19 protein-coding genes are annotated in these 21,991 nt (G+C 60.1%); 6 read left to right on the top strand and 13 right to left on the bottom strand.

The features are described from left to right. Positions 1-178: 178 nt before the first annotated feature. Positions 179-1,699, bottom strand: coding sequence for an acetaldehyde dehydrogenase ExaC (gene exaC, locus LO50_RS08805; protein WP_044314739.1), 1,521 nt, complete (start codon positions 1,697-1,699; stop codon positions 179-181). Positions 1,700-2,095: 396 nt separating this feature from the next. Here exaC and pqqA point away from each other — a divergent pair, with 396 nt between their 5' ends. The 6 genes from pqqA (at position 2,096) to LO50_RS08780 (ending at position 6,142) form a co-directional block, all read left to right on the top strand. Then, positions 2,096-2,185, top strand: a complete 90-nt coding sequence (gene pqqA, locus LO50_RS24065; RefSeq protein WP_194291615.1) for a pyrroloquinoline quinone precursor peptide PqqA — start codon at positions 2,096-2,098, stop codon at positions 2,183-2,185. 57 nt (positions 2,186-2,242) lie between these two features. Further along, positions 2,243-2,536 (top strand): pyrroloquinoline quinone biosynthesis peptide chaperone PqqD, encoded by a 294-nt coding sequence (pqqD, locus tag LO50_RS08800; protein WP_014820276.1) that lies wholly within the window; start codon positions 2,243-2,245, stop codon positions 2,534-2,536. Continuing rightward, positions 2,505-3,650 (top strand): pyrroloquinoline quinone biosynthesis protein PqqE, encoded by a 1,146-nt coding sequence (gene pqqE, locus LO50_RS08795; RefSeq protein ID WP_044314738.1) that lies wholly within the window; start codon positions 2,505-2,507, stop codon positions 3,648-3,650. Before pqqD ends, pqqE begins: the two co-directional genes overlap by 32 nt. A gap of 84 nt (positions 3,651-3,734) precedes the next feature. Then, positions 3,735-4,238, top strand: coding sequence for a urate hydroxylase PuuD (locus LO50_RS08790; protein WP_044314737.1), 504 nt, complete (start codon positions 3,735-3,737; stop codon positions 4,236-4,238). After that, a complete protein-coding gene (serC, locus tag LO50_RS08785; protein ID WP_044314736.1) occupies positions 4,219-5,319 on the top strand; it encodes a 3-phosphoserine/phosphohydroxythreonine transaminase in 1,101 nt (366 codons plus the stop codon). Before LO50_RS08790 ends, serC begins: the two co-directional genes overlap by 20 nt. A gap of 4 nt (positions 5,320-5,323) precedes the next feature. After that, positions 5,324-6,142, top strand: coding sequence for a beta/alpha barrel domain-containing protein (locus tag LO50_RS08780; RefSeq protein ID WP_044314735.1), 819 nt, complete (start codon positions 5,324-5,326; stop codon positions 6,140-6,142). Between the two features lie 95 nt (positions 6,143-6,237). Here the strand turns inward: LO50_RS08780 and LO50_RS08775 are convergent, their stop codons facing one another. The 12 genes from LO50_RS08775 to nirK form a co-directional block, all read right to left on the bottom strand. After that, positions 6,238-8,097: a SurA N-terminal domain-containing protein gene (locus LO50_RS08775; RefSeq protein ID WP_044314734.1), complete on the bottom strand. Its 1,860-nt coding sequence runs from the start codon at positions 8,095-8,097 to the stop codon at positions 6,238-6,240. A 205-nt stretch (positions 8,098-8,302) separates the two neighbouring features. After that, the gene (gene hupB, locus LO50_RS08770) at positions 8,303-8,575 is read right to left on the bottom strand and encodes a nucleoid-associated protein HU-beta (protein WP_003282502.1); all 273 of its coding nucleotides are present in this window, start codon (positions 8,573-8,575) and stop codon (positions 8,303-8,305) included. A gap of 130 nt (positions 8,576-8,705) precedes the next feature. Continuing rightward, on the bottom strand, positions 8,706-11,102 hold the full coding sequence (gene lon / locus LO50_RS08765) for an endopeptidase La (RefSeq protein WP_014820282.1): 2,397 nt from the start codon (positions 11,100-11,102) through the stop codon (positions 8,706-8,708). Between the two features lie 131 nt (positions 11,103-11,233). Beyond that, positions 11,234-12,514, bottom strand: a complete 1,281-nt coding sequence (gene clpX, locus LO50_RS08760) for an ATP-dependent Clp protease ATP-binding subunit ClpX (protein ID WP_014820283.1) — start codon at positions 12,512-12,514, stop codon at positions 11,234-11,236. Positions 12,515-12,611: 97 nt separating this feature from the next. After that, positions 12,612-13,250 carry an ATP-dependent Clp endopeptidase proteolytic subunit ClpP gene (gene clpP / locus LO50_RS08755; protein ID WP_014820284.1) on the bottom strand — a complete coding sequence of 213 codons (639 nt, stop codon included), beginning with the start codon at positions 13,248-13,250 and terminating at the stop codon, positions 12,612-12,614. Between the two features lie 89 nt (positions 13,251-13,339). Continuing rightward, positions 13,340-14,650, bottom strand: coding sequence for a trigger factor (tig, locus tag LO50_RS08750; RefSeq protein WP_014820285.1), 1,311 nt, complete (start codon positions 14,648-14,650; stop codon positions 13,340-13,342). Positions 14,651-14,828: 178 nt separating this feature from the next. Then, a complete protein-coding gene (locus tag LO50_RS08745) occupies positions 14,829-16,847 on the bottom strand; it encodes a nitric oxide reductase activation protein NorD (RefSeq protein ID WP_044314733.1) in 2,019 nt (672 codons plus the stop codon). A 3-nt stretch (positions 16,848-16,850) separates the two neighbouring features. Continuing rightward, a complete protein-coding gene (locus LO50_RS08740; RefSeq protein ID WP_044314732.1) occupies positions 16,851-17,666 on the bottom strand; it encodes a CbbQ/NirQ/NorQ/GpvN family protein in 816 nt (271 codons plus the stop codon). Further along, on the bottom strand, positions 17,663-19,030 hold the full coding sequence (locus tag LO50_RS08735; protein WP_044314731.1) for a cbb3-type cytochrome c oxidase subunit I: 1,368 nt from the start codon (positions 19,028-19,030) through the stop codon (positions 17,663-17,665). The genes LO50_RS08740 and LO50_RS08735 overlap by 4 nt, the downstream gene beginning before the upstream one ends. Before the next feature lie 45 nt (positions 19,031-19,075). Next, positions 19,076-19,927, bottom strand: a complete 852-nt coding sequence (locus LO50_RS08730) for a c-type cytochrome (RefSeq protein ID WP_044314730.1) — start codon at positions 19,925-19,927, stop codon at positions 19,076-19,078. Between the two features lie 9 nt (positions 19,928-19,936). Further along, entirely contained in the window at positions 19,937-20,062 is a 126-nt protein-coding gene (locus LO50_RS25575) for a hypothetical protein (RefSeq protein WP_015277086.1), read from the bottom strand. 44 nt (positions 20,063-20,106) lie between these two features. Then, positions 20,107-21,534: a copper-containing nitrite reductase gene (gene nirK / locus LO50_RS08725; protein ID WP_236690573.1), complete on the bottom strand. Its 1,428-nt coding sequence runs from the start codon at positions 21,532-21,534 to the stop codon at positions 20,107-20,109. Positions 21,535-21,991: the final 457 nt, after the last annotated feature.

Below are 21,991 nucleotides of genomic sequence, written 5' to 3'. Positions count from 1 at the left end.
CGATGTACGCGATGGCTGGTTCGCCATCGGGCAAAAAAAACGCGGCCGGGGCCGCGTTGCGATAGGAACCTTGCGCACGGTTCGAGGGGGGATTACAGCAGAAGCGGCGCAGGTCCCTGCACATGACGTGCGTAGCAAAATAAACCGGCGCGCTGGAGCTCACACGCCGGGGCCCTCATCAGAAGAATCCGAGTGGATTGATGTCGTAGCTGATCAGCAGGTTCTTGGTTTGCTGATAGTGGTCGAGCATCATCTTGTGGGTTTCGCGGCCGACGCCGGACTTCTTGTAGCCACCGAACGCTGCGTGAGCCGGGTACAGGTGATAGCAGTTGGTCCAGACGCGGCCGGCCTTGATGCCGCGACCCATGCGATAGGCGCGGTTGATGTCGCGGGTCCAGACGCCGGCACCCAGGCCGAACTCGGTGTCGTTGGCGATCGCCAGAGCTTCGGCTTCGTCCTTGAAAGTCGCCACACCGACCACAGGCCCGAAGATCTCCTCCTGGAACACGCGCATCTTGTTGTGACCCTTGATCAGGGTCGGCTGCACGTAGTAGCCGGAAGCCAGGCCACCGTCGAGCTTCTCGGCGGCACCGCCAGTGAGGATCTGTGCGCCTTCCTGCTGGGCGATCTCCATGTAGGAGAGGATCTTGTCGAACTGCTGCTCGGACGCCTGGGCACCAACCATGGTGTCGGTATCCAGCGGGTTGCCACGCTTGATCGCCTTGATCTTCTGCATCACCACTTCCATGAAGGGCTCGAAGATCGATTCCTGAATCAGTGCACGCGATGGGCAGGTGCAGACCTCACCCTGGTTGAAGAACGCCAGTACCAGACCTTCAGCGGCTTTCTCGATGAACGCAGGCTCTGCATTCATGATGTCTTCGAAGAAGATGTTCGGGCTCTTGCCACCCAGCTCCACGGTGCTCGGAATAATGTTCTCGGCGGCGCAGCGCATGATGTGCGAGCCGACCGGGGTCGAGCCGGTGAAGGCGATTTTGGCGATGCGGGTGCTGGTGGCCAGCGCCTGACCGGCTTCGCGACCGAAGCCCTGGACGATGTTCAGTACGCCCGGCGGCAGGAGGTCACCGACGACTTCGATGAATACCATGATCGACAGCGGGGTCTGCTCGGCCGGCTTGAGCACGATGCAGTTACCGGCAGCCAGCGCCGGAGCCAGTTTCCAGGCGGCCATCAGCAGCGGGAAGTTCCACGGGATGATCTGGCCGACAACACCCAGCGGCTCATGGAAGTGATAGGCCGCGGTGTGCTCGTTGATCTCGGCGGCGCTGCCTTCCTGGGCGCGGATGCAGCCAGCAAAGTAGCGGAAGTGGTCGGCAGCCAGCGGCACGTCGGCGTTCAGAGTTTCACGGACGGCCTTGCCGTTGTCCCAGGTTTCAGCGACAGCGAGCTTTTCCAGGTTGGCTTCGATGCGATCGGCGATCTTCAGCAGAATCAGCGCGCGGTCCTGCACCGAGGTCTTGCCCCAGGCATCGGCAGCAGCGTGAGCGGCGTCCAGCGCCTTCTCGATATCTTCGGCGCCCGAACGCGGGAACTCGGCAATGACTTCACCATTTACCGGCGAGGTGTTGACGAAGTACTCGCCTTTGACCGGCGGGACGAATTCACCACCAATGTAGTTGCCGTAGCGCGGCTTGAAGGATACGACGGCGCCTGCGGTACCGGGCTGGGCGTAAATCATGATGGGCCTCTCTTCTTCTGCTTGTCGGAGCCTGTGCCGGAAGGTGCACAGGACATGGACCGATCTTAGGCAGTGGGGTCTTCGCTCCGGTATGCACCCATGGCAGCGGAGGGCTCCTCATTTGGTAGTAGATGGCAAGGCGCAGAGGCAGCGTTGATGGCGGTTTGCGATTGGTTCGGGCAGGCCGAAGCGGGAGGAAAAAGCCGAGCAGAATAGGCCTTGAATAGCACCTTAAAAATGACGCCGAACAAGGACACCGACCGACAGCGCAAATTCTCCCGCAACGCAAGAAAAGCGCGACCAAAAGCCGGCACAACCAACCCCAAAGTCTTATTAGTCGCCGTGGCAAAGCGCCTTAGCTTCGGGGTGCGACATTGCTTTTCCTGACACCAACCAATGAGGAGATACGCCATGCAGTGGATCAATCCGGACTTCTGCGACCTGCGTCTGGGCTTCGAAGTCACTGCGTACGTCTACGTACGCTGAGCCCCTGACCGGCGTGATCGCACATGGCTTCACGCCGGTCGAGCGAGGATGGACATGATGACAACAACAAAAATTTTGCCCGCCAGCTGTTACGAGATCCGCCCGCCCTTCCTCTTTCGCTGGGAAGACTCACAGCATGCCCACGTGCTGCTGTACCCCGAAGGCATCGTCAAGCTGAACGCCACCGGCGGCGAGATCCTGCAGCGCTGCGACGGCAAGACCAGCGTCGCCGAGCTGATCGACCAGCTGGCCCTCAGCTACAACGCATCCGACGTCGACACGATTCGCAACGGCGTCCTGAACTTCCTGGAGGTGTCCCATGGCAAGGGCTGGATCCGAGTTAAGGCTTGACGGCAGCGGCAACCCGGTCTGGCTGCTACTGGAGCTGACCTACCAATGCCCGTTGCAGTGCGTGTTCTGCAGTAATCCACGCAACTTTGCCGATTACCGTCAGGATGAGTTGAGCACCGCCGAGTGGATCGACGTGATGGCCCAGGCCCGCGCCATGGGTGCGATGCAGATCGGCTTCTCCGGCGGCGAGCCCACGCTGCGCAAGGACCTCGAAACGCTGGTCGCCGAGGCTGACCGAATGGGTTACTACACCAACCTGATCACTTCCGGCATTGGACTGACCGAGGCGCGCCTACGCGCCCTGAAGGATGCCGGACTACGCCACATCCAGCTCGGTTTCCAGTCCACCGACCGTGACGTGGCAGGTCAGCTGGCCGGCGTCGATGTCTTGGAGCGCAAGCTCGGCATGGCACGCCTGATCAAGTCAATGGACTTTCCCATGGTGCTCAACGTACCGATCACCCGGCAGAACATCGCTCAGGTGCCGGACATCATCGAGTTCGCCGTCGAACTGGGAGTCGAGTACCTCGAGCTGGCGAACGTGCAGTACTACAACTGGGCGCTGCTCAACCGCGACGCGCTGATGCCGACCCATGCCGAACTGCAGAAAGCCGAAGATGAGGTGCGCAAGGCACGCGAGCGGTTCGGTGATCGCCTGACCATCTTCTTCGTCATCCCTGACTATTACGAAGGTCGTCCCAAGGCCTGCATGAACGGCTGGGGCGCCATTCACGTCACCATCGCGCCAAACGGCAACGTGCTGCCCTGCTCCCAGGCCAGCAACTTCAAAGACCTCACCTTCCCCAACGTGCGGCAGCAACGGCTGGAGCAGATCTGGCACGACTCGCCGGTATTCAACCTCTACCGTGGCGACACCTGGATGCCCGAACCCTGCCGCAGCTGTGACGATAAGGAAAAGGATTTCGGCGGCTGCCGCTGTCAGGCGCTGCTGCTGACCGGCAACGGTGCCAACACTGACCCGGCCTGCAGTAAATCCCCACATCACCAGCTGATTCGCCAGGCCGTTGAACTGGCGCAGGATGCCACGCGTCCGCAAGGCACGCTGATCGCCCGACAGGCCAGTCAGGGGGTGGAACTTGAAACTGCCCCATGACTCGTTCGGCGGCACCGTCAGCGCCGGACTCGCGCTGACGCTCGGCTGCTACCTGTTACTGCGTTACTGGCTGGTGACGTGAGCATGCAGTTGCCGATCCTCGATCTGCTGGCCCGCTATGCGCACCTACTGTTCGCACTGGTCTGGGTCGGGCACAACTACGCCAACTTCATCCAGAACCCGCGCTTCGTGCCACTGCAGAACGGCATCGACACCGCTACGCTGAACAGCGATCTGGAAGCGCGGATGAAACGTGAGCACGGCATCTTCCGCTACGCCTCCGTGGCGGTCTGGGTGTCCGGCATGTTCATGCTCTGGCAACGCGGCTGGCTGGTCGAGGCGCTGCTGCTGCAGGGACCGCTGGCGGTGATCGGTCTTGGTGCCTGGATTGGCACGCTGATGCTGCTCAACCTTTGGCTGGTGCTCTGGCCGCATCAGAAGAAGCTGCTCGGCTTCGTCCCAGCGACATTGGAGGAGCGTGTGCGCTGCTCGCGGATCACCTTCCTTTCGTCGCGCAGCAACACGATCCTGTCCTTTCCCCTGCTGTTCCTCATGGCGAGTGGTAGTCATGGCCTGCATCTATTCTGAGCAGTCCGGGCACTACAATTTCGCTGCCGGTCCGGCGATGCTGCCTACCGACGTGCTGGCGCAGATCCGCGAGGAAATGCAGGACTGGCGTGGCAGCGGACTCTCCATACTGGAGCACCCCTTCACCAGCAGCGCCTTCAAACAGCTGATGGCTGAAACCGATGCCGACCTGCGCGCACTACTGGAGATTCCGAGCAACTATCGCGTGCTTTTCATGCAAGGTGGCGCATCGGCGCAGTTCGGCCTGTTGCCGCTCAATCTGCTGCGCCCGGGACAAGGCGCGGACTACCTGGAAAGCGGTCACTGGGCACGCAAGGCAATTGCCGAGGGGCGCCGTCACGCGCCTGTGAACGTCATCGCCAGTGGGGCGGATCAGGACTTCACCGCCCTGCCCTCACCAGCGCACTGGCGGCTCGATCCACTGGCTGGCTACTGCCATATCACCAGCAACGAAACCGCCAATGGACTACAACTGCAGGAGTTTCCCGCGCAGCCGGTGCCCCTGGTTGTGGACATGACCTCGGATTTCCTCACCCGCCCCGTTCCAGTCGAGCGCTTCGGCGTGATCTACGCCAGCACACAGAAGAGCCTGGGTGCAGCCGGGCTGTGCGTCGTCATCGTGCGCGACGATCTTCTGCAAGCACCGCCAGCTGGTCTCCCAGCCGCGTTCAGCTATGCGGTCCAGGCCGAGCAACAGAGCCGTTTCAATACACCACCGACCTTCACCCTGTATGTCGCTGCATTGATGCTGCGCTGGATCAAGCAACGAGGCGGCGCTGAGGCGATGGCAACGGCTGCTCGACAACGGAGCGCGCTGCTGTACCGCTACATCGACGGCAGCGATCTCTACCACTGCCCGCAGAAGGTCCAGGATCGTTCGTCGATCAATGTCTGCTTTCAACTGGCCGACGCAGGGCTGACCGAGATCTTTCTTGACCAGGCCGAGCAATGCGGCCTGACCCATCTGCGCGGGCATGCTGCCTTTGGCGGCGTGCGGGCCAGCCTATACAACGCGATGCCAGTGTCGGGTGTGCAACAGCTGGTGGATTTCATGTCGGACTTCGAGCAACGCCATGGATAAGCCGATGGTTTGGCAAGCGCTGCGCAATCGTATCGCCCTCAATTTCACCAGCGTCGCGTGCCGCCTGAGCGCGGTGCCGCGCCACCCGGTCACGGTAATGGGGCTGGAATTCCCGACGCCGTTGGGTATTGCGGCGGGCTTCGACCGCCACGGTGCACTGGGACGGCGTGTCGCGTCGCTGGGATTCGGCTTCAACGAGATCGGCAGCCTGACAGCGGCTGCGCTCGCCCGGCTGCAGCCAATCCCGCCAGGCGATGCACGCCTAGGCGTGAATCTGACCCTGGACGCCAGATGCTCCACCGCCGAGACCTGCGCGTTGCTACGCGGTGCCTGGCGGCATGCTGACTATCTCGTGTTGAACCTGATCGGTCCGTCCAGCGCCCCGCTGCTTCATCAGGGCGCGCGGTTGCACAACCTGCTGACCGCGCTTCGTGAAGAACAGCATCAGCTTAATCAGAGAGGTGAGCGTTGGGTTCCGCTGATAGCCAAGCTGCGCTGCCTTCCTGAGCAGATTCCCTTCTCGCTTGCCGGGCTGCTACTTGAGCTTGGATTCGACGGACTGCTCGCTGCCCATGACCCTGGGCCACCGGCGACGCGCGAGCGCTATCTGGCCTGGCAAGACCCACAACGACAGGCGCAAGCCTGCGAACAGATCGAGCACCTGCGTCGGTTCTGCGGAAATGACATGGCTTTGCTTTCGGTTGGCGGCATCCAGACCGCAAGCCAGCTGCAGGCACGCATGCGTGCAGGCGCGGAACTGGTGCAGGTTCACGCGGCATTGCTACGCCAAGGGCCTTGGCTGGGGCGCAAACTGCTGCGCTGACACTCAACACCTTCAAACGAAAACGCCCCGAACCAGTCGGGGCGTCCTCTCTGTTTGACGGACGAAACCGAGTGGTTTCGTCCGTCAGTTGGCAGTCAGAATCTTTCGATTTCCGCCTCAGCCTGCAGCTTCTGCCGAAACGCTGCGAAGTCCTGCTGGCCGACGCGAGATGCAAGGAAGCGTCGATAATTCAGCTTCTCTTCATCGGTCAGCGCCGCTTCCGGCTCATTGACGCCGTTCAGGCGTACAACCGCGTAATCGCCGTTGCTCAGCGCCACGCCGGAATAGCTCGGCTTATCCTGCTGCTCTGGACGCGGCATGCGGAATACCGCCTGCAACAGGGCTGGCGCAACGCCTTCCTGACTGCGCGTGGCAGCCTCTACGGCTTGCCATTGGCCGTCATCAGGCTGCTGCCCTTTACGCAGGTCCGCCAACAACTGCTCACCCTTGGCGCGTGCCGCTTCGGCAGCCAGGCTGCGCTGAAGCTGCTGAACGATATCCTCACGCACATCCGCAAGCGGGATAGCCGCAGGCTTCAGGTGTTCCTTCACGCGCAGTGCAATGGAGGTATCGGGATCGAGTTCGATGACGCTGCTGTTGGCGCCATCCACCAGTACTTCGTCGCTGAAAGCAGCCTGGATCACCTGACGATTGGCCGTGATGCCTTCGCCACCGTCACGCCCGAAGGCTTCCGTGGTCTGCACCATCAAGCCGAGCTCCTGAGCGGGCTGGGCCAGGTCGGATGCTTCGAATGCCGAATCTTCCAGCTGCTTGCTGGTCTCGACGAAGCGCTGCTCGACCTGCTGCGCCTTGAGCTCGCGTACCAGCTGGGGCTTCAAGCTCTCGAAGGCAGGAACCTCCGGCGACTGAACACCCAGCAGCTTGATGATGTGCCAGCCGAATTCGGATTTGACCGGTGCCGAGACCTCGCCCTCATTCAAGGCATAGAGTGCATCTTCGAATGCCGGGTCATATACGCCCGGTCCGGCGAATCCAAGATCACCACCCTCGTTCGCAGAACCTGGATCCTGAGAGGCTTCCTTGGCGACCGCAGCGAAGTCGTCACCGTTCTTCACCCGGGTAGCAATTTCATCGATCTTGGCTTTGGCTTCGTCGTCGCTCAGCTCACCGCCGGTCTCGATGAGGATATGCGCAGCGCGACGCTGCTCGGCCAGATTGGCGATCTGCTTCTGATAAAGCTCCTGCAGCTCCTCGTCAGACACTTCGACCTGATCGAAGAATGACTCTTTCTTCAACTCGACATACTCGACGATGACCTGCTCAGGTGTACGGAAACGGTCAGCGTTTGCCTCGTAGTATTCCTTGATCTGTTCGTCACCGACCTCAATTGCCTCCTGCTGAGCAGGCAGGGTGAGCGTGGCGAAGTCGCGAGTCTGCATTTCGAGACGCGCGAAGTTATCAACCTGCTGATCGGTAACGAACCCGGTTCCGGAGATGCCGGCCCGCAGCTGTCCGATGAGCATTTCCTGCTCGAGCAGCTGGCGGAACTGGAGACGGGAATAGCCCATCTGCTGAATGACCTGATCGAAACGTGCAGCGCTGAAAGCGCCGTCAACCTGAAATTCGGGGGTTTGCAGAATCAGCTGGTCGAGCGCTTCGCTGGAGAAGGCGAAATTGGCGTTCTTGGCACTCTGCAACAGCAACATGCGATCAATCAGCGAACCGAGCGCGGAATCACGAAGCAGACGATCATCCAGCAACGAAGCATCGAAATCCTGGCCAAGCTGTTGCGCCAGCTGGCGCCGCTGCATGTTCATTGCCTGGTCAAGGTCGTAACGGGAAATCTCCTCGCCGTTGACCTCCGCGGCATTCTGGTTGTTGCTCGCGGCATTGAAGATAGCCTCGAAGCCAGTCAACGCCAGCAGCATTACGATGATGCCGATGATGGTTTTGGCTATCCAGCCTTGCGAATTGTCCCTGATGTTCTGAAGCATGCGACCCCCAGGAGTCTGCGGCGCGATCGGATGCGCAACGCGGGTGGAAACCGGATAAAAGAAAGGCGCATCCAGGGATGCGCCTTCTCGGAGCTTTTGGAGCGGTTGGGCTTATTCCCCCAAGCCAGATTGCAGCAGGCCAAGCCTGCTCGACAACCGCCCCGTGCCAGTGCAGCGCGAGCTGACTGGCCGGGTAGAAAGACGCTTAGTTGACAGCGTCTTTCAGAGCCTTGCCAGCTTTGAAGCCCGGGATCTTGGCAGCAGCGATGTTGATCGGCTTGCCAGTCTGCGGGTTGCGACCAGTGCGCGCAGCGCGCTCCTTGACAGCGAAAGTACCGAAACCAACCAGTACCACGGAGTCACCAGCCTTCAGGGCACCGGTGACGGATTCGATCACTGCATCCAGCGCGCGGCCAGCAACAGCTTTTGGGATATCAGCAGATGCAGCGATGGCATCGATCAGTTCCGACTTGTTCACTCTAAGTCCCCTTATTTCTGTTGAGTCGTATCTTTAATTTTCGGGTGTAAGCAAAGCGGTGCTAGATGGCTATGACACAAGAGGCCGATTAAACAAGGGCGCCTGAAGTGTGTCAACGTGGCCTTCCAGACTAATGCGTGCTGATTCGCTCCTTGGAATCAGGCTCGCGCTTGTCGTCCTTTGCAACAATCTCGGGAGCCGCATCGGGCAAGGGCTCCGGCGCGTATTGCAGCGCAATTTGCAGGACCTCGTCAATCCACTTCACCGGTTTAATCTGCAGGTCTTGCTTAATATTTTCAGGAATCTCTTTCAGATCACGCTGATTTTCTTCCGGAATGATCACGGTCTTGATCCCACCCCGATGAGCAGCCAGAAGTTTTTCCTTCAATCCGCCAATTGCAAGCACTTGCCCGCGCAATGTTATTTCGCCGGTCATTGCGACATCTGCGCGCACCGGAATTTGAGTCAGCGCGGAAACCAGTGCAGTGCACATGCCGATACCGGCGCTCGGGCCGTCTTTCGGAGTCGCACCTTCGGGCACGTGGATGTGAATGTCCTGCTTCTCGTGGAAATCAGCCGCCATGCCCAGGCTCGCGGCACGGCTACGAACCACTGTAAGAGCCGCGGTGATCGATTCGCCCATGACCTCGCCCAGCGAACCGGTCTTGGTCAGGCGGCCCTTTCCGGGCACCACAGCAGCCTCAATGGTAAGCAGTTCGCCGCCAACCTGGGTCCAGGCAAGGCCAGTGACCTGCCCTACCTGATCCTGTTGTTCGGCAAGCCCGTAACGGAACTTGCGAACGCCCAGGAAATGCTCAAGGGATTCGGCGTCCACGACCACGTGGAAACGCTTCTCCGCGGCATGCTCCTTCACGACCTTGCGGCATACCTTGGCCAGCTGGCGCTCCAGGCTGCGCACACCCGCCTCGCGGGTGTAGTAGCGGATGATGTCGCGAATTGCCGCCTCCTGAAACTCCAACTCGGTTTTCTTCAGGCCGTTGGCCTCGATCTGCTTGGGCGCCAGGTAACGAATGGCGATGTTGACCTTCTCGTCCTCGGTGTAGCCCGGCAGCCGGATGACCTCCATACGGTCGAGCAGCGGCGCAGGAATATTCATTGAGTTGGCGGTGCAGAGGAACATCACGTCCGAAAGATCGTAGTCCACCTCGAGGTAGTGATCGTTGAAATTGTGGTTCTGTTCGGGGTCGAGCACTTCCAGCAGAGCCGACGCCGGATCACCTCGCATGTCGCTGCCCATCTTGTCGATCTCGTCGAGCAGGAACAGGGGGTTGCGAACCCCTACCTTGGTCATCTTCTGAATCAAACGACCGGGCATGGAGCCGATGTATGTACGGCGGTGACCTCGAATTTCGGCCTCGTCCCGTACGCCGCCCAGTGCCATGCGTACAAACTTGCGATTGGTCGAGCGTGCAATCGACTCGGCCAGCGAGGTTTTACCCACGCCCGGCGGGCCTACCAAGCACAGCACCGGCCCCTTGAGCTTCTTCACGCGCTTCTGGACGGCAAGATACTCGAGGATACGATCCTTGACCTCTTCTAGGCCGTAATGATCGGCATCCAGCACCTCTTCAGCCTTCGCCAGATCCAGGCGCACCTTGCTGGCAGCCTTCCACGGCACATTTACCAGCCAATCGATATAGGTACGAACCACTGTCGCCTCGGCCGACATCGGCGACATCTGTTTGAGCTTGTTGAGTTCGGCGTTGGCCTTGGTGTAGGCGTCTTTGCTGAGGCCGGCGTTCTCGATGCGCTTCTTCAGCTCGTCGACTTCGTTATGGCCCTCGTCGATATCGCCGAGCTCCTTCTGAATGGCCTTCATCTGCTCATTCAAGTAGTACTCGCGCTGACTGCGTTCCATCTGCTTCTTCACGCGACCGCGAATGCGCTTTTCGACCTGCAGCAGGTCGATCTCGGCATCAAGCAGCGCAAGTACGTGTTCGACGCGCGCCGGGAGGTCGGTGATTTCGAGAATCTGCTGCTTCTGCTCGATCTTCAGCGCCATATGCGCAGCCATGGTATCGACCAGACGCGCGGGCTCATCGATGCTGCTCAGCGAGGAAAGAACCTCGGCGGGAACCTTCTTGCCCAGCTGCACGTACTGTTCGAACTGGCTGAGCAGGCTGCGCGTGAATACTTCGGATTCGCGCGCGTCGACCTCAGCTTCTTCGATCAAGGAAACTTCGGCGCGGCAGTGGTCATCCACCTCGACGAAGCGCTCGATCACACCACGTTGCTCGCCCTCGACCAGTACCTTGACGGTTCCGTCTGGCAGCTTGAGAAGCTGCAGCACGGTCGCCACCGTGCCAACACGGTACAGCGCATCTTCACCTGGATCGTCATCAGCGGGGTTCTTCTGCGCCAGCAAGAGAATCTGCTTATCGCCGGCCATGGCGGATTCGAGTGCTTCGATGGATTTTTCACGGCCAACGAAAAGCGGGATCACCATGTGCGGGTAAACCACCACATCGCGCAGCGGCAAAAGGGGCAATTCGATGGTTGTCTTCATAATTCAGCTCTACGGCGGCCATTCGGCGGTAAACGGATGGGCGATGCCCTTGCAACAAAGATGAGGGCACACACCGTAAAAAACAAGGCGGCGGACCAAATGCAAAGGGGCCCGCAGGCCCCTTTGTTCGATTACGCCTCAGGCGCCGCCTTGGCTGGCGGCTCGGTGTTCTCGTAAATCAGCAACGGCTGAGATGTGCCTTCGATCACGCTTTCATCGATGACAACCTTGCTGACCTCCTTCTGCGAAGGAATCTCGTACATCGTGTCGAGCAACACACCTTCAAGAATCGAACGCAGACCACGTGCGCCGGTCTTGCGCTCAAGAGCGCGCGAAGCGACTGCCTTGAGTGCATCCGGGCGGAACTCCAGATCCACGCCTTCGAGTTCGAAGAGCTTGGCGTACTGCTTGGTCAACGCATTCTTCGGCTCAGTCAGAATCTGGATCAGCGCAGCCTCATCGAGTTCATCGAGCGTCGCGATCACCGGCAGACGGCCAACGAACTCAGGAATCAGGCCGAACTTAACCAGATCATCAGGCTCCACGGCGCGCAACGCCTCGCCGATCTTCTTGCCCGGGTCCTTACTGCGAACCTCGGCATTGAAGCCGATACCACCCTGAGTTGAACGACCCTGGATGACCTTCTCCAAACCGGCAAACGCACCACCGCAGATGAACAGGATGTTGCGCGTATCCACTTGCAGGAATTCCTGCTGCGGATGCTTGCGACCACCCTGTGGCGGGACGGACGCAACGGTGCCCTCGATCAGCTTCAGCAGTGCCTGCTGCACGCCTTCACCGGATACGTCCCGAGTAATCGACGGGTTATCGGATTTGCGGGATATCTTGTCGATCTCGTCGATGTAGACGATGCCCATCTGGGCCTTCTCAACGTCGTAATCGCACTTCTGCAAAAGCTTCTGGATAATGTTCTCGACATCCTCGCCCACATAGCCCGCCTCGGTGAGGGTAGTGGCGTCGGCGATGGTGAAGGGCACATTGAGCAAGCGTGCCAGCGTTTCGGCCAGCAACGTCTTGCCCGAGCCGGTTGGACCGATCAGCAGAATGTTGCTCTTGCCCAACTCGACTTCTTCTTTCTTGTCGCGTTGGTTCAAGCGCTTGTAGTGGTTGTAAACGGCCACCGCCAGGATCTTCTTGGCGCGCTCCTGACCAATGACGTACTGGTCGAGAATGCCGCTGATCTCCTTCGGCGCAGGCAGTTTGTGCGCGTTGCTCTCGGTCTGCGCTTCCTGCACCTCCTCGCGGATGATGTCGTTGCACAGGTCGACGCACTCGTCGCAGATGAAAACGGAGGGCCCGGCGATCAACTTGCGTACTTCATGCTGGCTTTTGCCGCAAAAAGAGCAATAGAGCAGTTTGCCGGAGTCCTCGCCGTTGCGGGTGTCAGTCATTCGATCGATCCAATCGGGAAGGCTTGAAACACAAGATGAAGGCAATCGTGGGCTTTTTCAAGCCCACGGAGCAGCCACATATCGCAGGCTGCAGGGATCAGACCGCCAGTTGGCGCTGGGTCAGAACCTGGTCGATCAAGCCGTACTTGACGGCGTCTTCACCGCTCATGAAGTTATCGCGGTCGGTATCGCGGGCAATCACTTCCATCGGCTGACCGGTATGGTGAGCCAGTACTTTGTTCAGGCGCTCGCGGATGGTCAGAATCTCACGTGCGTGGATCTCGATATCCGAAGCCTGACCCTGGAAGCCGCCCAGCGGCTGGTGGATCATCATCCGCGAATGCGGCAGGCAGTAACGCTTGCCCGCGGTGCCACCGGTCAACAACAGAGCCCCCATGGAACAGGCCTGGCCGATGCAGATGGTCGACACATCCGGCTTGATGAACTGCATGGTGTCGTAAATCGACATGCCTGCAGTCACCGAGCCGCCCGGGGAGTTGATGTACAGGTGAATGTCTTTCTCGGGATTTTCGGCCTCGAGGAACAGCATCTGCGCGACGATCAGGTTGGCCATGTAGTCTTCGACCTGGCCGACCATGAAGATCACCCGCTCCTTGAGGAGTCGGGAATAAATGTCATAGGCGCGCTCGCCGCGAGCGGACTGCTCGATCACCATCGGGACCAGGCCACCAGCGGCCTGAATGTCCGGAGCTTGCATAAAAGGATTGCGGGACATGTTCCAACGATACTCCCTATGTCATGCCTCAAAAGACATAAGCCAGCACGAGGCTGGCTTATGTTTGTGCACTCGAATATATGAAGAAATCAGGCTGCTTGCGGGGCTTCCGCAGGCTTGACAGCTTCTTCGTAGGAGACCGACTTATCGGTCACTTTAGCCTGCTGCAGGACAGTATCTACAACTTGCTCTTCGAGCACAACCGAGCGAACTTCGTTCAACTGCTCAGCGTTCTTGTAGTACCAGGCGACGACCTGCTCCGGCTCCTGGTAGGCCGAGGCCATCTCCTCGATCAGCTCGCGAACGCGGGCCTCATCAGGCTTGAGCTCCTTCTGCTTGACCACTTCGGCCACGATCAGACCCAGAACAACGCGGCGCTTGGCCTGCTCCTGGAAAAGGTCGGCCGGCAGCTGCTCGGGCTTGATGTTGCCGCCAAACTGCTGAACGGCCTGCACGCGCAGACGGTTCACTTCATTGTCGATCAGCGCCTTGGGCACCTCGATCGGGTTGCCAGCGACCAGCCCTTCCATGACCTGATTCTTCACCTTGGTCTTGATGGCCTGACGCAGCTCGCGCTCCATGTTCTTTTTCACTTCAGCACGGAAGCCTTCGACGCCACCTTCCTGCACGCCGAACTGGGCGAAGAATTCGTCATTCAGCTCGGGCAGTTGCGGAGCGGCGACGGCATTCACGGTGACGGTGAACTCGGCAGTCTTGCCGGCCAGGTCGAGGTTCTGATAGTCCTCGGGGAAGGTCGGGTTGATCACGCGCTCTTCGCCGGCCTTGGCGCCAACGAGCGCGTCTTCGAAACCAGGAATCATGCGACCGGAGCCCAGCACCAGCTGAGTGCCCTTGGCCGAACCGCCAGCGAAGGTCTCACCGTCGATCTTGCCGACGAAATCGATGGTCAGCTGGTCGCCGCTCTCGGCAGCGCGCTCGACGTTCTCGAAACGGGTGTTTTGCTTGCGCAGGATTTCCAGCATGTTGTCGACGTCGGCATCGGCGACTTCGGCCTGCAGACGCTCGATCTCGATGGCCTCGAAACCGGCCACTTCGAACTCGGGGAACACTTCGAAGGTGGCGACGTATTCCAGATCCTTGCCCTTTTCGAACACTTTCGGCTCGACGGACGGCGCGCCGGCCGGGTTCAGCTTCTCGGCAACGACGGCTTCATAGAATGTCGACTGGATCAGATCGCCCAGCGCTTCCTGACGGGCGGCTTCTTCGTAACGCTGACGGATCACGCTCATCGGCACTTTGCCGGGACGGAAACCAGGGATCTTGGCACGGCTGGCGGTCTGTTGCAGACGCTTGTTGACTTCGGTCTCGATGCGCTCGACCGGCACGCCGATGGTCATGCGGCGCTCAAGAGCGGAGGTGCTTTCAACAGAAACTTGCATGGATTTTCCTCGTTGCACAGACATAAGCCGGGCGTTCCGGCCCCAGAATGGGCAAGCATTCTAGTGGCTCGATTGACATAAGTCACCCTGCCCGTCGCGCCGAGCAAAAGCCGAGCCGCGCCCGGCGAATCACTACTTACGTCAGCCCAGCCGAAAATCGAGGACATATGCTGGCCAACTATCCCTGCACCAGACGCTTCATCCAGTCGAGTAGAACGGTAGGCAGGAGCTCAGGGCGTGGTAACAGTGCATAACGGGTTGCGCCAAATATGCGCGGCAGGTAGGCGCTGGCCTGCCGGTCGATGGTCAGGCAGAACGGCGATATACCTTGCAGCACGGCTTCCAGAACCGCCTGGCGGGTGTCCTCGACTCCGTATCGCCCTTCGTAGTCATCGTTGTCGCTAGGTTTTCCATCGGACAACACCAGCAGCAGTCGACGGGCCGCCGGCTGGCACATGAGATTGGCGCTGGCGTGACGGATCGCCGCGCCGCAGCGGGTGTAATGCTCCGGCTCCAACGACGCTATGCGTAGCGCTACCTCCTGGCCATAAGCCTCCTCGAAGGTTTTGATATCGCGGACCACCACCGCCTCCCTGCCCTGCCCTGAGAATGCCTGAATCGCATAGGGCGCACCCAGGCTCTGCAGCGCGATGCTGACCAGCAACAAGGCTTCGCGCTCGACGTCTATCACGCGTCGCCCCTGGGATATCCAGCTGTCCGTCGATCCGCTGACATCGATGAGCAGCAGGATGGCCAGGTTCCGCTCCGCGCAACGCTGCGTGCGGTACAGACGATCGGTCAGCCCGCTGCCAGCCCGCAGATTCGCAACCGCATCCACATAGGCATCCAGGTCCAGCTCATCGCCATCGACCTGACCGCGCAACCAGGCCCGATGGGTGCGCAACAATTCGAAGCGGCGGCGAATCCCCTCGAGCAATCCCTGATGGGACTCGAGCGTTTCCGCTACCCAGACCGGATTACCCGGCGGGGCCGTGCGTACCTGCACGAGGGCGTTCTGCTCGCGGTAATGCTGCCTGCGGTAGTCCCATTCGGGATAGGCGATGCCTCGCTGCAGAACCGAAACGCCGGGCGCAAGCGCGATAGCAGAGGCATCCGGAGGATCATCAGCCAGCAACACCTCTTTGGGTCGCCCTGGTGACGCCACCAAACGCGCCTGAGGAAGATCGCCGAGCATTTCACCGAACAGCTCCGCATCCGCATCGTCCCGATCGATGGGCCGCTGCAAGCCCATCGGGTCCTCAGCGTGGGGATGTGGCTCGTCCAGCTGGATCATCAGCGGTCCGCTTTCCTCCGATTCATCCTCATCGGGGCTCGCCTGGCGAATGTCGGGGCGTCGTTCGAGGCGCACGCTCTGCGGCGCTGCCTGAGTGGGGTCGAACGGACTCTGAGCACCGGCGGAGTGTTGATGGTGCGTCGAAGGTGCCAACAGCATGCCGGTCCACCAGTCTGCGAAGAGCGGCTCCTGACCGATGCGTCCTCCAGAGGCAGGTTCCAGCCCCCATTCAGCCAACAATCGCACGGCCAGCTCGCACGACGCTTCAGGCGTAGGTGACTGCGGAACACCATCAGCTTCGCCAACCAGCAATGCACGCACGCGAGCCTCCAGGGGGCGTCGTGCCGAACCGAATGCACTCAGCGGTGGACGACGCGTGAATGCGCAGGCCCGCAATGCCCGCACCGATTCAGCAAACCCTGGCATTTCCTCCAGCAGTTCACGCTCGGCCGCTTGGACTTCAAGTAGGTGGTACAGCGCCCCGGCAAGTGGCGGGAGGCTGCGCCAGAGGCTCAGTGCACTACCGCGGCGGATGCGCATTGCCTGCTGCAAGGCCATCACCTTGTAGAGATTCGCCGCCAGTGCTCGATCAGGGATATCCAACGAGCGAGGAAGCCAGATGCTTGTGCCATCGGTTGCCGGTACTGCCGCCAATCGCTGCGGCCTGGGCGTGCGGCCGAACCAGTTGCCCAGCAAGGTCGGGCGCGCCGGCGGCTGGGCGATGCGCAGCCGATAGCTGTTGCCGAACACCGCCGACAGCAGCAGTTCCAGACGCTCCGCCACCTCGCTCAGCGATAGACTTGCCGGTGCGTCCGGCGCAGGACTGTAGCGACGCCAGAGGCGCTGGGCGAAGACCGTGGCATGCCGCGCAGCGTCGGTAAGAACCTCCTCGGCTTCGGCCATGGTCTAGATGAAGGTTCCGTCGACCAGATCGCGCATCGCTCCGACCAAGGATTCGTCGTCCGAAAGTGGCGAGACGATTGCCGCCAGGCACGCTTCCCGAACGGGTATGCCATCGACGCAGAGTGCACCCGCGGCGATCAGCAGACGAGTACTCGGCACCTCGGCCAGGCCGCGGTCCCGCAGCGCTCGCAGCCTGCGGGCCAGCGTGACCAGGGCACGCGAAGTCGGTGCGTCGACACCACTCTCGCGCTCGACGATCTTCGCCTCCGCATTTTCGCCCGGGAAATCCAGGTCCATGGCCACGAAGCGCTGGCGGGTGCTCGGTTTGAGATCCTTGAGCATGCGCTGGTAGCCCGGGTTGTAGGAGATCACCAACTGGAAGCCCGGCGCAGCCATCAGCAACTCACCGGTCTTGTCGATTGGCAGCAGGCGCCGGTGATCGGTCAAGGCATGCAAGACGACCACGGTGTCCTGGCGCGCCTCGACGACTTCATCCAGATAGCAGATGGCCCCCTCACGCACGGCGCGGGTGAGAGGGCCATCCTGCCAGACGGTACCGTCATGGCGAATAAGGAAACGCCCGATCAGGTCGCTGGCCGACAGATCATCGTGGCAAGCCACCGTGATCAGTGGCCGGTCCAGTTTCCAGGCCATATGTTCGACGAAGCGGGTCTTGCCACAGCCGGTCGGCCCTTTGAGCATGACTGCCAAGCCACGCGCATGGCAGCGCTCGAACATCGCGACTTCATTGCCGAACGGTACGTAGAACGGCTCCCCCTCACTTGCTTTCGCCAGTGGCGGGTATTCGGGCAACGTCACGTCGGGTGTACCTCCCTCTCTGCAAGCACCGGCTCCGTATCATCCAGGACGAAGCGTGGCGTGTAGCGGAAGAAGTCGTAGATGAACAGGGCAACGCCCACGGTGAACAGCGACGCGGTGGCAATGAGCATCACGAAATGGATCTGAATCTTCAGCTGTGCATCCAGATAGCCCATGCCCATGATTCGCTCCAGATAGACCTGCGCAATGCCTGCGGTGGCAAACGACAGCGTCATGCCGAACATGCCGGTGATTTGCAGCCAGAACGCCCAGTAGCCCAGCGCCGTGCCCCGCTCCCGTCGTCCGGCAGTCAGTGATGGCAAGGCATAGCTGATCATCGCCATGACGATCATTGCGTAGGCACCGTAGAACGCGGCATGGCCGTGCATCGCGGTGATTAGCGTGCCATGGGTCCATTTGTTGACGCTCGGCCAGGTATGAGCCAAGCCCAGTAGCCCGGCACCGAACAGGGAGAACAGTGCACTGCCGATCGTCCAGTGCAACGCCAGCGTATTCGGGTGCGCCAGCCCCGAGCGACGCATGGCGCCGTAGGCATAGGCGGCCATGCCAACGAGCGCGAGCGGCTCAAGCGCGCTGAAAAACCCGCCAATGGGCAGCCAGTAAGTGGGTACGCCGACCCAGTAATAGTGGTGCGCCGTGCCGAGGATGCCGGCGAGAAACACCAGGCCGACGATCACGTACAGCCATTTCTCCATGACTTCCCGATCCGCACCGGACAAGCGGATCAGCAGGTAGGCCAGGAACCCGCCCATGATCATCATCCAGACGCCTTCGACCCACAGATGAATCGTCCACCAGCGATAGAAAATGGAAACCGTGTAGTTCTCGTAATGCAGCAACGCCGGCAAGTACAGGAGTGCGGCACTGACAAAGCCGATCATCAACACAGCTTCGGTCGTGGTGAAACGCCCCGCTTTGCGGATCGTCATGCCGATGTTGTAGAGGAAGATCAGCATGCAGATGACGATGACGATCTTGTGCGGCAACGGCTGCTCGAGCAGCTTGTTGCCGGTGCCGTAGCGGAACAGGTAGCCGATGATCGCCGTGACGCCCATCAGCGTCCAAAGCACCAGCTGTACATAGGCCAGCTTGGTGCTATGCAGCTCGGCGCGCGACTCTTCCGGAATCATCCAGTAGGTCGCCCCCATGAAGCCGGTCAGTACCCAGACGATCAGCAGGTTGGTGTGAATCACCTTGGTCACGTCGAAAGGCAGGATATACAACAGCGGGTCCGGCCCGATGTACTTGGTTGCCGAGAGCAGGCCGAACACCAGCTGCAGGCCGAACAACACCATCGCGACCGCGAAGTACCAGTAGGCGACCGATTGGGACTGATAGCGCATCGTAGTTTCCCCTTGAAGCGAACGTGGGTCGGCTTGGCCGTCGTGTCACTTGAGCGTTTCGAGATAGGCCGTCAGCTGATCGATCTGCTCATCCGTCAGGCTGCCGTCGTAACCGGCCGGCATGAACGAGGTGCCGTCTGCCGAATACATCGCGCCGGGAACGATGTGCGCGCTGGGTGACACGATCGACTCGCGGATATAGCCGCGCGCATCCTGCGCCTGCCCTTGGTAGTCGGGCGCCGCGACGATAGCCGCCGCCCGAGTTGCAATACCGGCGAGCGTGGGGCCAGCCATATCAGCGCCGGGGGCGGTGGAGTGGCAGGCATTGCAGGCAGGCACTGCGCCTCGGAAAACCTGCTCACCCAGGGCACGCTCGTCATCCCCGGCATCCACCGGTCGGGCACCAGGCGGCAAATCACTGCGTTGCTCGCCGCCAGTCTTCAGTGTGTCTGCACCCGGCACGAAACTGCCGGTCACCAGGATCGGTCGCGGCGGCCAGCCCTGGTTGTCCACCTTGCTGACCCAGTCGAGAAAGGCGATCAGGTCACTGATTTCGTCTTCGGCCAGGTCCTGTTTCGGCATCAGACGCCGATGGATCTTCTCGTCGTAGAACTTCGAGGGATCACGCATATAAGCCTTCAGATACGGCTCGCCGCGATGCTGGGTGATCTTCGTCAGATCGGGCGCGTAGTACGCGCCCTCGCCGAACAGCGTGTGGCAGTTGATGCAGTTGTATTTGTGCCAGACATCCATCCCGTGCTTGACCTCCGCCGTGATGCTGTCGGCATTGGTCAGCTTGGGAAACTGCCGGTGGCTATCCACCGTCAGCCCGATGAACACGAGCGTCGCCACACCGGTTGCAGCAATCGCGAAGAGCCTCGCTTGACGGTTGTTCATGGCGTGCCCTCAGACATTGATGCCTGTCCAGTGAATGAGCGTCATCGTGAATGCATAGAGCATCGCGCCGAACATCAGCGCCAGCACGACCACACTCAGGATCTTCAACGGGCCGTAGAGCTTTCGAGCCTGCATGCTTTCTCCTTCGCAGCGTTAGCTGCCGTATAAGCAAACCGCGCTCAGTGCCCGGAATGCGGATCGATCGGTTCGGGGCTGGAGAAGATCGAGGAATCCGCGTCGCCCTTCACCGTCAGGACACCGCTCAGGCCTTTCTCGGCGCGCGACAGGGCGTGATCAACGAGGATGTATCTGCCCGGGTAATCCGCGACGAACTCAACCATGGTCGCTCCGCCGGCAGGTACGAGGGTCGTCTGCACATCCGTCAGCGGCGGACTGGTCAGCGAAGCCTGGTCGAAGACCTTGTCGAAGATTTCACCGATCACATGAAAGCTGGAGATCAGGTTGGGGCCACCGACTCCGAAGAAGATGCGCACGCTGTCGCCTGCGTTGACTTCCATCTTGTGGGTCTTGGTCAGCGCATCGGTCGCGCCGTTGAACATCATGTGTTGCGGCGTTTCACCCAGCAGCATGTCCAGCGAGAACTCATGCAGACCGCGCGCCCCCCTAGGGCTGGCGGTGTACAGCTCACCCTGCATTACATAGAACTCGTGATCGACCTTCGGCAGTCCACCCTCCGGCTCGACCAGAATCAGTCCGTACATGCCGTTACTGATGTGCTGAGCAACCATCGGCGTAGCGCAGTGATAGACGTATAGCCCCGGCTGCAATGCCTTGAAGGTGAAGGAGCGTGTTTGCCCCGGTGCCACCTGGGTAACCGCCGCACCACCACCCGGGCCGGTCACGGCGTGCAGATCAATGGAATGGATATGGGCGCTGTCAGGCTCGTTACTGAGATTAAGGGTGACGGTATCGCCCTCGCGTATCCGCACCATGGGGCCGGGCACCGTGCCGTCGAACGTCCAGAATTTGTAGGTACTCCCGTCGGCGAGGCGGCCCTCCTCCTCGGTCGTGCGAAGGTCAAGGGTGATGCTCTTCGGCTCACGGTCACCAACCGGCTCACCTACCTGCATCGGATCCTTGGACAAATCCTTGCCTTGTTCGACGACCGCCGCCGGTCCATCGCCCACAATCAGCTTGCCGACCATTCCCGCAGCCTTGTGGCCAGGCAGTGTGCAGTAGTACTCGAACGTCCCGCTTTTGGTCGCACGAAACACGATTCCGGTCGCCGCGCCTTTGCCGGAAATTTCGCTGGACGCAGCGTCGAATTCAGGTACGGCGATATCATGCACTGCGCCGTCGCCATTGATCAGATTAATCTGAACCACCGCACCTTCCGGCACCCGCAATTCGGGATTCACTTCGCCACGCGTCGGGCCGGACTCACTGACATAGACGAGTTTTCCATCTGCGATGTCGGTCCTAAGTGTAATCGTGACATCTGGGCGGTAACTTACATCGCTACTGGATTTCGCTTGCGCCCAAAGGACACTTGGTAAAACCAGCAACACTAGCAGCAGAACTCTAGAACAATGGCGCATGCCTGGCCCTCTTAACACCGAGTTGATCTCGACCATCAGTTTAGTCATGAGAAAACTATCCGTCGGAGTAAAAAGTTGCGGCGCACCCTATTAATTCAAAATAAGCTTATTAAAAGCGCAGAATAATTGATCTGGTATTAATCCCAGATAGGGAAAGAATTGATTCGAGTCAAGCTTGGCGCAGGCATGGCAGCCAGCGTATACGGCGCGGAATTAATACCAGCATTGGAATGCGCTTGAGTCTTGGCGACGAGACTGCCGACAGGCGGTCAGAGGTCGTCCTCTACCGTCGATAAAGAGAGCAGCCGGATAGATACCGGGCTACAATCGTCAGCTATTTTTAATGGGATAGCGCTAGTCCATATCCAACAAACGCCCGCTGAGATATCAAAACTTTTTCTGTAAGTGTTCAATTGCGCGACAAAAACAATACGCACGTAACCGCTAATCTAATTTTCATTGAAATGAGCCGCTATTTATAAGCTCCCGCTCCTCTCTCTTTAAG

It is taken from the genome of Stutzerimonas stutzeri, from assembly GCF_000935215.1.
Taxonomy (GTDB): Bacteria; Pseudomonadota; Gammaproteobacteria; order Pseudomonadales; family Pseudomonadaceae; genus Stutzerimonas.
The sequence above is the reverse complement of the archived record's forward strand: the minus strand, read 5'-3'. Positions and strand labels throughout refer to the sequence as shown.

What these genes read in the sequence shown, in the direction of transcription:
- exaC (WP_044314739.1), bottom strand. Translation starts at nt 1,699, where the DNA reads ATGATTTACGCCCAGCCCGGTACCGCAGGCGCCGTCGTATCCTTCAAG.
- pqqA (WP_194291615.1), top strand. Translation starts at nt 2,096, where the DNA reads ATGAGGAGATACGCCATGCAGTGGATCAATCCGGACTTCTGCGACCTG.
- pqqD (WP_014820276.1), top strand. Translation starts at nt 2,243, where the DNA reads ATGACAACAACAAAAATTTTGCCCGCCAGCTGTTACGAGATCCGCCCG.
- pqqE (WP_044314738.1), top strand. Translation starts at nt 2,505, where the DNA reads ATGGCAAGGGCTGGATCCGAGTTAAGGCTTGACGGCAGCGGCAACCCG.
- LO50_RS08790 (WP_044314737.1), top strand. Translation starts at nt 3,735, where the DNA reads ATGCAGTTGCCGATCCTCGATCTGCTGGCCCGCTATGCGCACCTACTG.
- serC (WP_044314736.1), top strand. Translation starts at nt 4,219, where the DNA reads ATGGCCTGCATCTATTCTGAGCAGTCCGGGCACTACAATTTCGCTGCC.
- LO50_RS08780 (WP_044314735.1), top strand. Translation starts at nt 5,324, where the DNA reads ATGGTTTGGCAAGCGCTGCGCAATCGTATCGCCCTCAATTTCACCAGC.
- LO50_RS08775 (WP_044314734.1), bottom strand. Translation starts at nt 8,097, where the DNA reads ATGCTTCAGAACATCAGGGACAATTCGCAAGGCTGGATAGCCAAAACC.
- lon (WP_014820282.1), bottom strand. Translation starts at nt 11,102, where the DNA reads ATGAAGACAACCATCGAATTGCCCCTTTTGCCGCTGCGCGATGTGGTG.
- clpX (WP_014820283.1), bottom strand. Translation starts at nt 12,514, where the DNA reads ATGACTGACACCCGCAACGGCGAGGACTCCGGCAAACTGCTCTATTGC.
- clpP (WP_014820284.1), bottom strand. Translation starts at nt 13,250, where the DNA reads ATGTCCCGCAATCCTTTTATGCAAGCTCCGGACATTCAGGCCGCTGGT.
- tig (WP_014820285.1), bottom strand. Translation starts at nt 14,650, where the DNA reads ATGCAAGTTTCTGTTGAAAGCACCTCCGCTCTTGAGCGCCGCATGACC.
- LO50_RS08745 (WP_044314733.1), bottom strand. Translation starts at nt 16,847, where the DNA reads ATGGCCGAAGCCGAGGAGGTTCTTACCGACGCTGCGCGGCATGCCACG.
- LO50_RS08735 (WP_044314731.1), bottom strand. Translation starts at nt 19,030, where the DNA reads ATGCGCTATCAGTCCCAATCGGTCGCCTACTGGTACTTCGCGGTCGCG.
- LO50_RS08730 (WP_044314730.1), bottom strand. Translation starts at nt 19,927, where the DNA reads ATGAACAACCGTCAAGCGAGGCTCTTCGCGATTGCTGCAACCGGTGTG.
- LO50_RS25575 (WP_015277086.1), bottom strand. Translation starts at nt 20,062, where the DNA reads ATGCAGGCTCGAAAGCTCTACGGCCCGTTGAAGATCCTGAGTGTGGTC.
- nirK (WP_236690573.1), bottom strand. Translation starts at nt 21,534, where the DNA reads ATGACTAAACTGATGGTCGAGATCAACTCGGTGTTAAGAGGGCCAGGC.